The 13,808-nt window shown below is 73.6% G+C and carries 11 protein-coding genes and 1 pseudogene; 8 read left to right on the top strand and 4 right to left on the bottom strand.

Annotated features, from left to right (window positions below):
- Positions 1-7: 7 nt before the first annotated feature.
- The 3 genes from VKA29_RS24200 to VKA29_RS24190 form a co-directional block, all read right to left on the bottom strand.
- The gene (locus VKA29_RS24200) at positions 8-427 is read right to left on the bottom strand and encodes a RidA family protein (protein ID WP_324788054.1); all 420 of its coding nucleotides are present in this window, start codon (positions 425-427) and stop codon (positions 8-10) included.
- Positions 428-488: 61 nt separating this feature from the next.
- Positions 489-2,066, bottom strand: coding sequence for an alpha/beta hydrolase (locus VKA29_RS24195; RefSeq protein ID WP_324788053.1), 1,578 nt, complete (start codon positions 2,064-2,066; stop codon positions 489-491).
- 120 nt (positions 2,067-2,186) lie between these two features.
- Positions 2,187-3,266, bottom strand: a complete 1,080-nt coding sequence (locus VKA29_RS24190) for an Rv2578c family radical SAM protein (RefSeq protein ID WP_324788052.1) — start codon at positions 3,264-3,266, stop codon at positions 2,187-2,189.
- 165 nt (positions 3,267-3,431) lie between these two features.
- Here VKA29_RS24190 and VKA29_RS24185 point away from each other — a divergent pair, with 165 nt between their 5' ends.
- The 8 genes and pseudogenes from VKA29_RS24185 to VKA29_RS24145 all read left to right on the top strand — a co-directional run bounded on the left by VKA29_RS24185 (position 3,432) and on the right by VKA29_RS24145 (position 13,294).
- Complete coding sequence (locus VKA29_RS24185; RefSeq protein WP_324788051.1) at positions 3,432-3,875, top strand: SRPBCC family protein; 444 nt, start codon at positions 3,432-3,434, stop codon at positions 3,873-3,875.
- A gap of 147 nt (positions 3,876-4,022) precedes the next feature.
- Positions 4,023-6,401: an MFS transporter gene (locus VKA29_RS24180; protein ID WP_324788050.1), complete on the top strand. Its 2,379-nt coding sequence runs from the start codon at positions 4,023-4,025 to the stop codon at positions 6,399-6,401.
- Positions 6,402-6,904: 503 nt separating this feature from the next.
- Positions 6,905-7,610, top strand: a pseudogene (locus VKA29_RS24170) (class I SAM-dependent methyltransferase); the annotation flags it as partial.
- Between the two features lie 50 nt (positions 7,611-7,660).
- Complete coding sequence (locus VKA29_RS24165; RefSeq protein ID WP_324788049.1) at positions 7,661-8,494, top strand: M55 family metallopeptidase; 834 nt, start codon at positions 7,661-7,663, stop codon at positions 8,492-8,494.
- Complete coding sequence (locus VKA29_RS24160) at positions 8,487-9,791, top strand: M20/M25/M40 family metallo-hydrolase (RefSeq protein ID WP_324788048.1); 1,305 nt, start codon at positions 8,487-8,489, stop codon at positions 9,789-9,791. Before VKA29_RS24165 ends, VKA29_RS24160 begins: the two co-directional genes overlap by 8 nt.
- A 4-nt stretch (positions 9,792-9,795) precedes the next feature.
- Positions 9,796-11,760 carry a prolyl oligopeptidase family serine peptidase gene (locus VKA29_RS24155; protein ID WP_324788047.1) on the top strand — a complete coding sequence of 655 codons (1,965 nt, stop codon included), beginning with the start codon at positions 9,796-9,798 and terminating at the stop codon, positions 11,758-11,760.
- Positions 11,757-12,680, top strand: a complete 924-nt coding sequence (locus VKA29_RS24150) for an LD-carboxypeptidase (protein WP_324788046.1) — start codon at positions 11,757-11,759, stop codon at positions 12,678-12,680. The genes VKA29_RS24155 and VKA29_RS24150 overlap by 4 nt, the downstream gene beginning before the upstream one ends.
- Before the next feature lie 56 nt (positions 12,681-12,736).
- On the top strand, positions 12,737-13,294 hold the full coding sequence (locus VKA29_RS24145; RefSeq protein ID WP_324788045.1) for a GNAT family protein: 558 nt from the start codon (positions 12,737-12,739) through the stop codon (positions 13,292-13,294).
- Here VKA29_RS24145 and VKA29_RS24140 read toward each other — a convergent pair.
- A complete protein-coding gene (locus tag VKA29_RS24140; protein WP_324788044.1) occupies positions 13,272-13,619 on the bottom strand; it encodes a DUF6204 family protein in 348 nt (115 codons plus the stop codon). The genes VKA29_RS24145 and VKA29_RS24140 overlap by 23 nt on opposite strands.
- Positions 13,620-13,808 lie beyond the last annotated feature (189 nt).

Raw genomic sequence — 13,808 nt, 5'->3', positions numbered from 1 at the left:
CGGCCCGTCAGACCGGCGCGCCGGGGACGGCGCCGTCCACGACCGCCAACGCCTCGATCTCCAGCAGGAACTCGGGGCGGACCAGAGCGGCGACCTGGACGGCGGACGCGGCCGGGAGACGGTCGTCCGGTATGTGCCGCGCGCGTGCCTCGCGGATCGCCGGCATGTGGGCCATGTCCGTGACGAAGTAGGTGAGTTTGACGACGTCGTCGAAGGTCGCCCCGGCGGCGGCCAGGCAGCGGCCGAGGTTGGTGAAGACCTGGCCGGCCTGGGCGGCCGGGTCGTCCTCGCCGACGAGCCTGCCGTCCTCGTCCAGGGCGAGTTGCCCGGAGACCGCGACGACACGGCCGGTGCCGGTGACGACGTGACTGTACTGCGCGGCGGGGAAGACCCCGTCGGGTGCGGTGATCCTGATCGGCTCGCTCATGCGTCCATCCTGGACCACGGGTGTGACAACGCCCCCGACGGGTCCCGCGGCGCGGCCGTGCTCAGCCGCGGGTGCCCAACAGCCCGTGCAGCGCCGAGCCGTGAGTGGACGGCGCCGCCGCCCGGTTGCCCAGCGGCTTCGGGTCGGGCAGTTTCCGGCACACCGCGTCGGCCTCGCCGCCCCCGCGCGGCACCGTGCCGTCGGTCAGGTACGCCGCGAGGTACTTGTCCAGGCAGGTGTTGCCGCTGAGCGTGATGCCGTGGTTCCCGCCGCCCTGCTCCACCACGAGGCTGGAGCCGGCCAGCAGGTGGTGCACGGTGACGCCGCCCTCGTACGGGGTGGCCGCGTCGTCGGTCGCCTGGAACAGCAACGCCGGCGGCAGCTTGCCGTTGGCGATGTTCACCGGGTGCCGCGCGCTCGTCGGCCAGAACGCGCACGGCGCGTTGTACCAGGCGTTGTTCCACGCCATGAAGGGCGCCTTCTCGTACACCGCCCAGTTGTCCTCGCGCCACTGGTTCCAGTCCCGCGGCCAGGAGGCGTCACGGCACTGCACCGAGGTGTAGACGCTGTAGCCGTTGTCGCCCGAGGCGTCCACGGCGGCGAAGTTCTCGTACGCCTCGACCAGCGGGCCGGCGTTCTTGCCGTTCACGTACGCCGCGAACGCCTCCGCCAGGTAGGGCCAGTAGCCGTTGTAGTAGCCGCCGGGGACGAAGGTGTCCTCCAGTTCGGAGACGCCCACCTTGCCGCCGGCCGGCTTCTTGGCGAGCGCCGCCCGCATCGCGTACCACTTGGCCTCGATCTTCTCGGGATCGGTGCCGAGCTTGTACGTCGCGTCGTACTTGGCGATCCAGGCCATCAGTGCCCGGTGGCGGTCGTTGAAGGCGTAGTCCTGCGCGAGGTTGTCGTCGTACCACACGCCCGTGGGGTCGACGATCGAGTCCAGGACCAGCCGGCGCACGCGCTCCGGGAAGAGCTTGGCGTAGACCGCGCCCAGGTAGGTGCCGTACGAGTAGCCGAAGTAGTTGATCCGCTCGGCGCCCAGCGCCCGGCGGATCGAGTCCATGTCCCGCACGGCGCTGACCGTGTCGATGTACGGCAGCAGGCTCGGGTACTTCTTGCCGCAGGCCGCGGCGAAGGACTTGGCCCGGGTCAGGTTGGCCTTCTCGACGGCCGGTGTGCGCGGTACGGAGTCCGGGCGCACCGGGTTGAAATAGCCGGGGGCGCAGTCGAGGGCGGGCTTGCTCCTGCCCACCCCGCGCGGGTCGAAGCCGATGACGTCGTACTGGGCGGCGACCGCCTTGGGCAGCGCCGAGGCGACGAAACCGGCGAGGGTGAGGCCGCTGCCGCCCGGGCCGCCCGGGTTGACCAGCAGCGGACCCTGGGACTTCTTCGCGGTGTGCGGCACGCGGGACAGCGCGAGCGTGATCTGCCGCCCGTTCGGTTTCCGGTGGTCGAGCGGCACCTTGAGCGAGGCGCACTGCAGTGTCGGGTAGTCGGTGGTGGCGCACTTCTTCCAGGCGAGGGGCGCGGCGGTCGCGGACTGCGCGGTGCCCGGGGCGCTCGCGTCGGCGGGCACGGCCGAGACGGTCCCGGCCACGACGACGGCGGCACCGCACAGCACGGCTGCGCGTTTTCTCATGCGGTCCTCCCAGGACGGAGGTGTTGCGGAAACCGCGTGGGTCACGGTCCACGCCGCATCGTCCCGGAAAGAGGGCCCGGAAGAACTCGTTCTGGCAATACTTGACCCGATCGGGTCGCGCTATGCCCTCGAATGATCCCAAATGAGCGAAAGTTGGGTCGGACCGGATGCCGGCGGCTCCAAGGGCGCGGGCTGCGGCTCCGGTTGCCGCCGCGGGCCGCGCCCGGGCGTCCCCGTGCCGGCCGGACCGATCCCGTACTCCCGTGCCAGGTCATGGACCTGACGGGTGATCCGGCGCTGGTACCACTTCGGGGCGTAGGCACCGTCCGCGTACAGGCGCTCGTAGCGGCGCACCAGGTGCGGGTGACGGCGGGTCAGCCAGGACGTGAACCACTCCCGGGCGCCCGGCCGCAGATGCAGCACCAGCGGGGTGACGGAGGTGGCGCCGGACGCCGCGATCGCCCGTACGGTGGCGCGCAGTTGTGCCGGATGGTCGCTCAGGAACGGCAGTACCGGCGCCATCAGCACCCCGCACCCGATGCCCTGCCCGGCCAGCGTGCGCACGACGTCCAGGCGTCGCTCCGGCGCGGGCGTGCCCGGCTCGACGGTGCGCCACAGGCCGGGGTCGGTGAAGCCGACCGAGACGCAGACGCCGACGTCCGTCACCCGCGAGGCCTGCACCAGCAGGTCGAGGTCGCGCAGGATCAGCGTGCCCTTGGTCAGGATCGAGAAGGGGTTCGCGTGGTCGCGCAGGGCGGACAGGATGCCCGGCATCAGGCGGTAGCGGCCCTCGGCGCGCTGGTAGCAGTCCACGTCGGTGCCCATCGCGATGTGCTCGCCCTCCCAACCGCCGGAGGCGAGCCGGCGGCGCAGCAGTTCCGGGGCGTTGACCTTGACCACGATCTGCGAGTCGAAGTCGAGGCCGGCGTCGAGGTCCAGGTAGGTGTGCGTCCTGCGGGCGAAGCAGTACACGCACGCGTGCGAGCATCCGCGGTAGGGGTTCACCGTCCATTCGAACGGCATCCGGGAGGCCCCCGGCACCCGGTTGACGATGGAGCGGGCCCGCACCTCGTGGAAGGTGATCCCGCGGAACTCGGGCGTGTCGACGGTGCGGCTGACCACCGCGTCCGCGCCGAACAGCGCGGCGGCGGCCGCCCGCTCGTGGCCGCCGGACTCCACTGTGAGGTTCTCCCAGCGCATGACGCCTCCTCGGTAGCACTGCGCACAGAATAGAACATTCGTTCGCATGATCGTGCGAGATGCGTCCGGTCGCTTCCGGCGCCCGCGGGCACCCCGATTTGGCGGCCGTGGGCGGGGGTGGTTGGCTTGCCCCAACCCCGAGAACGCAAGTCCTGGAGGAACGCAATGGCGCAGGTCGAGGCCACTACGGAGCGGGTCGTCGCGGCGGACGCGGAGAAGGTGTTCGACGCTGTCGCCGACTACAGCGGCACACGCGCGAAGCTGCTGCCCGAACAGTTCAGCGAGTACGAGGTGCGCGAAGGCGGCGACGGCGAGGGCACGCTCGTGCACTGGAAGCTCCAGGCCACCAGCAAGCGCGTGCGCGACTGCCTCCTGGAGGTCACCGAGCCCACCGACGGCGAACTCGTCGAGAAGGACCGCAACTCCTCCATGGTCACCACCTGGCGGGTCACCCCGGCCGGCGAGGGCAGCTCCCGCGTCGTCGTGACGACCACCTGGAACGGTGCGGGCGGCATCGGCGGATTCTTCGAGAGGACCTTCGCGCCCAAGGGGCTCGGCCGGATCTACGACGCCGTGCTGGCCAGGCTCGCCACCGAGGTCCAGGAGTAAGTCCCGCCTGCCCGGGGGTCGTTGACGCCGCTCACCGGATCGGGTGGATCTTGGCACCGGGCACCTCCGTGCCGTAACTCGTCGCCCTTGCCCGTAGTTGTCGCCGTACGCGGGAAATGCGGGCAGGCGCGACGAGGGGAGCGGCACGTGGGCGGGATCACTCTGGTGCACGAGGAAGCGGCACCGGCACCCCCGCGGACCCCCGCCGCGCCGGCTCCGGCGGCCGGACTCGGCCCGCGCCGGGTGCGGCTGGTGTTCCTCGGGCTGATGCTCGCGCTGCTGCTGGCCGCGCTGGAGCAGATGATCGTCGCCACCGCGCTGCCGAAGATCGTCGGCGAGCTGCACGGCCTGGACCGGATGTCCTGGGCGATCACCGCCTACCTGCTCACCGCCACCGTCGGACTGCCCGTCTACGGCAAGCTCGGCGACCTGTTCGGCCGCAAGGGCGTCTTCCAGTTCGCCATCGCCGTCTTCGTCGTCGGCTCCGCGCTCGCGGGGCGGGCGCGGACCATGGACCAGCTGATCGCCTTCCGCGCCGTGCAGGGCGTCGGCGCGGGCGGACTCATGATCGGCGTGCAGGCGATCATCGCGGACATCGTGCCGCCCCGGCGGCGCGGGCGGTTCATGGGGATGATCGGCGCCGCCTTCGGGCTCGCCTCCGTCGCCGGGCCGCTGCTGGGCGGGTACTTCACCGACCACCTCTCCTGGCGCTGGTGCTTCTATTTCAACGTCCCCCTCGGCCTGCTCACCCTGGCCGTGGTCACCGTCGTGCTGAAGCTGCCGAAACCCTCGGCCCGGCCGCGCCTGGACCTCCCCGGGACGCTGCTGCTCGCCGTCGCCTCCACCTGCCTGGTGCTGCTGACCAGCTGGGGCGGCACCGAGTACGCCTGGGACTCGCGCGTCGTCCTCGGTCTCGGCGCCGCGGCCGTGCTGGCCGCCGTCCTGTTCGTCGCCGCCGAGCGCCTCGCCGCCGAACCCCTCGTCCCGCTGCGGCTGTTCCGGGACTCCGTCTTCAACGTCACCGGGCTCGTCGGCCTGGTGACCGGCGTCGCGCTGTTCGGCGCGGCCAGCTACCTGCCGACCTTCCTGCAGATGGTCGACGGGGCCTCCGCCACCGAATCCGGTCTGCTGATGCTGCCCATGATGGGCGGCATCGTCGGCGCCTCGATCATCTCCGGACAGCTGGTCAGCCGCACCGGTCGCTACAAGGTCTACCCCGTCCTCGGCGGCGCCCTGTCCACCGTGGGCATGTGGCTGCTCTCCCGCCTCCAGGCCGACACGCCCCGGCTGCACTACAGCCTCTGGATGGCCGTCCTCGGCGCCGGCATCGGCATGGTGATGCCGGTCCTCGTCCTCGCCGTGCAGAACTCCGTGCGCCCCGCCGACCTCGGCACCGCCACCAGCGCCAACAACTACTTCCGGCAGATCGGTGGCAGCGTCGGCGCCGCGGTCTTCGGCACCCTGTTCGCCGGCCGGCTCGCCGACGCGCTCGACGAACGCCTCCCGGCGCACGCGGGCGCCGCGCTGCCCGACCCGGAGTCCCTCACCCCGCAGCTCGTGCACGCGATGCCCCCGGCACTGCGCGAGGACTACATCGCGGCGTACGCCGACGCCATGCCGCGGATCTTCCTCTACCTCGTGCCGGTGCTCGTCCTCGGCACGCTGATCGCCTTCTTCCTCAAGGAGAAACCCCTGGTGTCCCACAACGCCGCCGAAACGGAGCCCGCGACCGTGACCGTCCCCCTCCAGCAGGCCCGTTCGCACCCCGCCGGAGTCCCCGTCTGCGGCACGGTGCAGCACCCGGACGGGACCGCCGTGGCCCGCGCGGCGCTCACCCTCATCGACGTGGCCGGACAGCAGATCGGACGGGGCGCGAGCGGCGACGACGGACGGTACGCGCTGTCCACGCCGGGCACGGGCTCCTACGTGCTCATCGCCGCCGCGGGCGGACACCAGCCGCAGGCCGTCTCCGTCACCGTCGGCGAGCGCCCGGTCGAGCTCGACGTCGTCCTCGGCGGCGCCGGACGCCTCGCCGGGAGCGTGGTCACCGCCGACGGCAGCCCCGTGCGGGACGCCACCGTCACCCTCACCAACGTGCACGGCGAGGTCGTCGCCACCACCCGCAGCGGACGGGAGGGCGGCTACGTCATCACCGAGCTGGTCGCCGGCGAGTACACGCTCGCCGCCAGCGCGCCGGCCTTTCGCCCGGCCGCGCTTCCGGTCACCGTGCAGGCGTCCCGGGAGACCCGGCAGGACGTCGAACTCGCGGGCGGCGCCGTGCTGCGCGGCACCGTACGGGCGAGCGGCGGGAGGCCCGTCGAGGACGCCCGCGTGACGCTGCTCGACGCGGCGGGCAACGTCACCGACACCCTCACCACCGGCCCCGACGGCACCTTCCGGTTCGTCGACCTGTCCTCCGGCGAGTACACGGTCATCGCGGCCGGCTACCCGCCCGTGGCCACCGTGCTCCAGGTGGCGGGCGGCGGCCGCACCGAGCGGGACCTGCAGCTCGGGCACGAGGACTGAGCCCCCCGGCGCGCCCGTCCGGCCCCGCGGGCGCCGGAGCGAATGGTTGAACCCAATTCCCACATCGGCGCCCGTCACCACCGGACCGAGCCGTACGGCGGTGACGGCGGCACAGTTCTCGCGGAGCCGTGGGGAGAGAGGGCCTGGGCCATGGACCGTGGCGGCGAGACCGAGCGGGACGCGCCCTGCGGCCGCGGAGCCCGGAAGGACGCGGCACCGCGGCCCGCCGAGGCCGGACGCGTCCCGCTGGCGGTGGTCGTGGCGGACCGCGACGGTCTCGTCTCCCACTGGAGCAGCGGCGCACGCCGCCTGTTCGGCGTCGCCGGACCGGACGCGATCGGCCGCCCCGCCGCCGACCTGCTGCCCGTCGCCGGCGCCCTGCCTGAGGAGGACGGCGCCTTGTGCGAGGCGTACCCGGACGGTGCGTACCCGGACGGTGCGTACCCGGACGGTGCGTACCCGGACGGTGCGTCCCCGGACGGCGACGGTCTCGGACCTCGGTCCGGGAGGCGTGGGAGGGCTTCTGGCGGGAGGCCCCCGAGGAGCCGGGGGCCGTCTTCCGGGACGCGGAGCCCGCCCTGGCGGCCGCTCCGCACCTGGCCCTCTTCGGGCCGCACCTCACCGAACCCGGCCTGCCGATGGTGGACCTCGGCTGCGGCGACGGCACCCGGACCCGGTTCCTCGCCGACCGCTTCCCGCATGTCGTGGGCGCCGGCCTGTCCCCGGCGGCCGTCGAGCACGCCCGGCGAGCGGACCCCGCCGGGCAGGCCGCCTACCGCGTACTGGACTTCGCGGCGAAGAATCGAGACGGAGACGCTGCACGCGGAACTCGGCGACGCCGACGTCTACCCGCGGGGCGTCCTGCACCAGGCCGAGCCCGACGACCGGCAGCGGATGGTGGACTCGGTCGCCGCGCTCCTCGGCGAGCGCGAACGGGCCTTCCCCGTCGAGCTCTCCGAGGCCGCCAAGCCCGTGCTGCCGGCCCTGGCGCGGAGTCCGGCCGGCCCGCCGCCCAGGCTCGCGCCCGTCTTCCGGCACGGGACAGCCCCCGGCGAGGTGGCCGACGACGCCGTGCCCCGCTACCCGCGCGCGGCCGGCCTCACCGTCCCGGCGAGCGGCGAACTCCCGCCGCCCAGGACCCGGTCGGGACCCGACGGCACCCGGATCGAGCCGCCGTCGACATGGCTGCTGGCCGGCCGGGCCGGCTGAGGGCCGCCCCCCGTAGCCGGACGTCCCCGCGCCGCGTAACGTGGCGGACCATGAAGATCCTCATCAGCGCCGACATGGAGGGCGCCACCGGCGTCACCTGGCCGGCCGACGTGCTGCCGGGGACGCCGCAGTGGGAGCGGTGCCGGCCGATGTTCACCTCGGACGTGAACGCCGCCGCGCTGGGCTTCTTCGACGGGGGCGCCGACGAGGTCCTCGTCAACGAGGCCCACTGGAGCATGCGCAACCTGCTCCTGGAACACCTCGACGAGCGGGTGCAGATGCTCACCGGGCGGCACAAGGACCTGTCCATGGTGGAGGGTGTGCAGCGCGGCGACGTCGACGGCATCGCGTTCGTCGGCTACCACGCGGGCGCCGGCAAGGAGGGCGTCCTCGCCCACACCTATCTCGCCAACTCCATCACCGGCGTGTGGCTCGACGGCGTCCCCGCCAGCGAGGGCCTGCTGAACGCGCGCGTCGTCGCCGAATTCGGTGTACCCGTGGTCCTGGTGACCGGTGACGACGTGGCGTGCGAGGACGCGCTCGGCTATGCGCCCGAGGCGCTCAAGGTCGCCGTGAAGGACCACGTCTCGCGGTACGCGGCCGTGTGCCGCACGCCCGCCAGGACCGCCGCCGACATCCGCGCGGCGGCCAGGACGGCGGCCGCGCTGGCGGTCCGCCAGGAACCCGTCCAGGCGGGCCCGTTCACCGTCGCGCTCGAGTTCGACGCCGAGCACCTCGCCATGGCCGCCACCGTGGTGCCGGGCGTCGAGCGGACCGGGGAGCGCAAGGTGGCGTACACCAGCGTGACCATGTACGAGGGCATCCGTACCTTCAAGGCGGTCACCACCGTCGTCTCGGCCGCCGTGGAGGAGCAGTATGGCTGACGCGCAGGCGCTCGACGAGGTCGTCCGGTTCACCTCCGACCTCATCCGCATCGACACCACCAACCGCGGCGGCGGGGACTGCCGGGAACGGCCCGCCGCCGAGTACGTCGCCGAGCGACTGGCGGAAGCCGGGCTGGAGCCGGCCATGCTGGAGCGCACCGCGGGGCGCACCAACGTCGTCGCCCGTATCGAGGGCACCGACCCGGCCGCCGACGCGCTGCTCGTCCACGGGCACCTGGACGTGGTGCCCGCCGAGGCCCGCGACTGGACCGTGCACCCCTTCTCGGGGGAGGTCCGCGACGGGGTCGTCTGGGGGCGCGGCGCGGTCGACATGAAGAACATGGACGCGATGATCCTCGCCGTCGTGCGGGCCTGGGCACGCCTCGGCGTACGGCCCCGGCGCGACCTGGTGATCGCGTTCACCGCCGACGAGGAGGACAGCGCCGCCGACGGCTCCGGATTCCTCGCCGGCGAGCACCCGCACCTGTTCGAGGGCTGCACCGAGGGCATCAGCGAGTCCGGGGCGTTCACCTTCCACGACGGCAGCGGCCGGCAGCTCTACCCCGTCGCCGCCGGGGAGCGCGGCACCGGGTGGATGAAGCTCACCGCCCGCGGGCGGGCCGGGCACGGCTCCAAGGTCAACCGGGAGAACGCCATCACCCGGCTCGCCGAGGCGATCACCCGGATCGGCGATCACGAGTGGCCGCTGCGGCTGACCCCGACCGTCAGCGCGGCGCTCACCGAACTCGCCGCGCTGTACGGCATCGACACCGACCTGGACGACGTGGACGGGCTGCTCGACAAGCTCGGACCGGCCGCCGAACTGGTCGAGGCGACCGTCCGCAACAGCGCCAACCCGACCATGCTGCAAGCCGGTTACAAGGTCAACGTGGTCCCCGGGGAGGCGGTGGCCTACGTCGACGGCCGGTTCCTGCCCGGCTGCGAGGACGAGTTCCGCGCCACCCTCGACGAACTCACCGGGCCGCACGTGGACTGGGAGTTCCACCACCGCGAAGTGGCCCTGCAGGCACCGCTCGACTCCCCGACGTACGCCAGGATGCGCGCCGCGATCCAGGAGTTCGCGCCGGAGGGACACGTCGTGCCGTACTGCATGTCCGGCGGCACGGACGCCAAGCAGTTCTCGCGCCTGGGCATCACCGGCTACGGCTTCGCGCCGCTGAAGCTCCCCGAGGGCTTCGACTACCAGGCGCTCTTCCACGGCGTCGACGAACGCGTCCCGGTCGAGGCGCTCCACTTCGGCGTCCGCGTCCTCGACCGCTTCCTGCGGACGGCCTAGGCAGATGGGGGAGACAGTGCAGATCCTTCCGTACGGTGCGTGGCCCTCGCCGATCAGCGCGGCGCTCGCCGCCGCGCACGACGGACACCCCGAGTACGTGGGATTCGTCGGCGACGAGGCCTGGTGGACGGAGCCCCGGCCCGCCGAGGGCGGCCGGCGCACGCTGGTGCGCCGGCACGCCGACGGCGGGGAGGAGTCGGTGCTGCCCGCCCCGTGGAACGTGCGCAGCCGGGTCATCGAGTACGGCGGGCAGCCCTGGGCCGGGACCGTGGTGGACGGCGAACCGCTCGTGGTGTTCGTGAACTTCGCCGACCAGCGGCTGTACCGGTACCGGCCGGGCGGCGAGCCGATGCCGCTGACCCCCGTCTCCCCGGTGGGCGGCGGACTGCGCTGGGCGGAGCCGCAGCTGCCGGCCGGGCGCGGCGAAGTGTGGTGCGTACTGGAGGAGTTCACCGGCGACGGGCCCACCGACGTGCGCCGCGTCCTGGCCGCCGTACCGCTGGACGGCTCGGCGGCCCAGGACCGGGACGCGGTGCGCGAACTCAGCGACGGCCGGCACCGGTTCGTCACCGGGCCACGCCTGTCACCGGACGGGCGCAGCGCGGCCTGGCTCGGCTGGGACCATCCGCGCATGCCGTGGGACGGCACGGAGGTGGTGCTGGCCTCCGTCGCCGAGGACGGCACCCTCCAGCGGGCGCGGACGGTGGCCGGCGGCCCCGAGGAGTCGGTCGCCCAGGTCGACTGGTCGGCCGACGGCCGGCTGCTGTACGCGAGCGACCGCACGGGCTGGTGGAACCTGTACCGGGACGGCGAGCCGGTGTGCCCGCGCGAGGAGGAGTTCGGCGGCCCGCTGTGGAAGCTCGGCCACCGCTGGTTCGCCCCGCTGCACAACGGCCTGATCGCCGTCGTGCACGGCCGCGGCGCCGCCGCGCTCGGCGTGCTCGACCCGGACACCGGCGAGGTCGTCGACGCGGCCGGCCCCTGGACGGAGTTCTCGCCCACGCTCGCGGTGCACGGCGACCGGGTCGTGGCCGTCGGCGCCGGCCCGCGCAGCGCCCACGAGGTCGTCGAACTCGACACCCGGACCGGCCGGGCCCACGTCATCGGCGCCGCGCACGACGACGCCGTCGAGCCCGCCTACTACCCCGAGCCGCAGATCCGCACGTTCACCGGCCCCGACGGACGCGACGTCCACGCCCACGTCTACCCGCCCCACCACCCCGGGTGCGCCGCCCCCGACGACGAACTGCCCCCGTACGTCGTCTGGGCGCACGGCGGGCCCACCGGCCGGTCGCCCCTGGTGCTGGACCTGGAGATCGCCTACTTCACCTCCCGGGGCATCGGCGTGGCGGAGGTCAACTACGGCGGCTCGACCGGGTACGGGCGGGAGTACCGCGACCGGCTGCGTGAGCAGTGGGGGGTGGTGGACGTCGAGGACTGCACGGCCGTCGCGCTCGCCCTCGCCGACGAGGGAACCGCCGACCGGGCCCGGCTCGCCGTCCGCGGCGGCAGCGCGGGCGGCTGGACCGCGGCCGCGTCGCTCACCTCGACCGACGTCTACGCCTGCGGCACGATCATCTACCCGATCCTGGACCTGGCCGGCTGGGCCTCGGGGGAGACCCACGACTTCGAGTCGCGGTACCTGGAGGGCCTGGTCGGACCGCTGGCCGAGGTGCCCGCCCGGTACGCGGAGCGCTCGCCCACCGAGCACGCCGACCGCGTCACCGCGCCCTTCCTGCTGCTCCAGGGACTGGACGACGTGATCTGCCCGCCCGTCCAGTGCGAACGCTTCCTCGCCCGCATGGAGGGCAGGGGAGTGCCGCACGCCTACATCGCCTTCGAGGGGGAGGGGCACGGATTCCGCCGGGCGGAGACCACCATCCGCGCCCTGCAGGCCGAACTCTCCCTGTACGCACAGGTCTTCGGCCTGAACCCGCGCGGCATCCCGACCCTGGAGCTGACGAAGTGAGAGAGCTGACGCGACCTCCCCGGCTCGCCCCCGGCGCGCGGGTCGCCGTCGTCGCGCCGAGCGGGCCGGTGTCCGAGGAGCGGCTGCAGGCCGGGCTGGACGTGCTGCGGGGCTGGGACCTCGACCCGGTGGTGGGCCCGCACGTCCTGGACCGGCACGGGCGGCTGGGCTACCTGGCGGGCACGGACGCGGACCGGGCGGCCGACCTGCAGGCCGCCTGGTGCGACCCGGCGGTGGACGCGGTGCTGTGCGCGCGGGGCGGGTACGGCGCCCAGCGGATGGCCGACCTGCTCGACTGGACGGCGATGCGGGCGGCCGGGCCGAAGGTGTTCGTCGGCTTCAGCGACATCACGGTGCTGCACCAGGCGTTCGCCACCCGCCTCGGCCTGGTCACCCTGCACGGCCCGGCGGCCGCGGGCGTCGACTTCCTCAAGAACGCGCGGGCCCAGGACCATCTCAGGGCCACCCTGTTCGCCCCCGAGTCGGTCCGCTCCATCGCCTCCGGGGGCACCGCCCTCGTCCCCGGCCGGGCCCGGGGCGTGACCGTCGGCGGATGCCTGAGCATGCTCGCCGCCGACCTCGGCACCCCGCACGCCCGCGACGGGGCCCGGGGCGGCCTGCTGCTGATCGAGGACGTCGGCGAGCAGCCGTACCGCGTCGACCGCATGCTCACCCAACTCCTGCGCTCCGGCTGGCTCGACGGCGTCACCGGCGTCGCGCTCGGCTCCTGGGACGGGTGCGGCCCCTACGGCGAGCTGCGCGCCGTCCTCGCCGACCGGCTCGGCGGCCTCGGCGTCCCCGTCGCGGAGGAGTTCGGGTTCGGACACTGCGCCGGCGCCCTGACCGTCCCGTTCGGCGTGCGCGCCGAACTCGACGCCGACGCCGGCACGCTCACCCTGGACGAACCCGCGCTGCGCTGAGCCGTCCCCGCCCCGGTGCGACGGCCACCGGGGCGGCGGCGTCGTAGGCTGGCGGAATGCCGCATCCCCCGACCCGCTACCTCGCCGAAGGCCCCCGCGTGGGGCTGCGCCACTTCACCTACGGCGACGGTGCCGAGTTCACCGCCCGCGCCCGGGAGAGCAAGGACCTGCACCACCCGTGGCTGTTCCCGCCGGACACCCCGCAGGCCTACGCCGCCTACGCGGGCCGGCTGATCGAGGACCCGACCAAGGCCGGGTTCCTGGTCTGCGAGAAGGAGAGCGAGCACGGCGACGGCGCCATCGCCGGCTTCGTCAACATCAACAACATCGTCGAGGGCGGCTTCCAGTGCGGCGCGCTCGGCTACGGCGCCTTCGCTCACGCGGCCGGACGCGGGCTGATGCGGGAGGGCCTGGAGCTGGTGGTGAGCCACGCCTTCGGGCCGATGCGGCTGCACCGGCTGGAGATCAACGTGCAGCCCGGCAACGCCGCCTCGATCGCCCTGGCCCGCTCCTGCGGGTTCCGTCTGGAGGGCTTCTCGCCGAAGATGCTCCACGTCGACGGGGCCTGGCGGGACCACGAGCGCTGGGCGCTCACCGTCGAGATGCGGGCTTGACGTTGATCTTCATGGTGTCGAGGTCGGTGACGGTCGACTTCATCCGTGTGAAGCCGTAGCCCAGCGCGCGCAGCGTGGCCTCGGCGCGGTCCTCCGCGATCGCGCCCGCCATCTCGTCGCCGTCCGCCGCGTCCGAGACCACCACGAACCGCATCGAGAAGTGCTTCAGCGGCGACCGCTCGTAGGTCAGCGAGCCCTCCTCGGTGAACCGCATGCTGGCCAGCCCGTGGTCCGCCGCCTCGTCGAGCAGCCGCTGCCGGGCCGTGTCGCTCAGCCCGTCCCACGTCCCCCGGACGATCACCCGGTACGTGTGCCGCTCACTCATCGCCCTGCTCCCCGTGTCGTTCCGCGCCGGTCGAGGGCCGACTCTACGGCCCCGGGAAGCCGGCGCCCACGGAATTTCCGACCGGCCCGTCCCGCTGACGGCCCCCGGAGCGGTACCCCCGTCAACGGGTCCGGGAATCGGGGGCGTTACTCTCCTCCGGCGTCGCGCACCCGTGCGCTGCGCAGGACA

The organism is Streptomyces sp. H51, from assembly GCF_035656535.1.
Taxonomy (GTDB): Bacteria; Actinomycetota; Actinomycetes; order Streptomycetales; family Streptomycetaceae; genus Streptomyces.
This window is presented reverse-complemented; position numbering and strand designations above follow the sequence as displayed.

Bases quoted from the DNA above. Each gene is read 5' to 3' on its own strand.
- VKA29_RS24200 (WP_324788054.1), bottom strand. From the start codon at position 427: ATGAGCGAGCCGATCAGGATCACCGCACCCGACGGGGTCTTCCCCGCC.
- VKA29_RS24195 (WP_324788053.1), bottom strand. From the start codon at position 2,066: ATGAGAAAACGCGCAGCCGTGCTGTGCGGTGCCGCCGTCGTCGTGGCC.
- VKA29_RS24190 (WP_324788052.1), bottom strand. From the start codon at position 3,266: ATGCGCTGGGAGAACCTCACAGTGGAGTCCGGCGGCCACGAGCGGGCG.
- VKA29_RS24185 (WP_324788051.1), top strand. From the start codon at position 3,432: ATGGCGCAGGTCGAGGCCACTACGGAGCGGGTCGTCGCGGCGGACGCG.
- VKA29_RS24165 (WP_324788049.1), top strand. From the start codon at position 7,661: ATGAAGATCCTCATCAGCGCCGACATGGAGGGCGCCACCGGCGTCACC.
- VKA29_RS24160 (WP_324788048.1), top strand. From the start codon at position 8,487: ATGGCTGACGCGCAGGCGCTCGACGAGGTCGTCCGGTTCACCTCCGAC.
- VKA29_RS24155 (WP_324788047.1), top strand. From the start codon at position 9,796: ATGGGGGAGACAGTGCAGATCCTTCCGTACGGTGCGTGGCCCTCGCCG.
- VKA29_RS24145 (WP_324788045.1), top strand. From the start codon at position 12,737: ATGCCGCATCCCCCGACCCGCTACCTCGCCGAAGGCCCCCGCGTGGGG.
- VKA29_RS24140 (WP_324788044.1), bottom strand. From the start codon at position 13,619: ATGAGTGAGCGGCACACGTACCGGGTGATCGTCCGGGGGACGTGGGAC.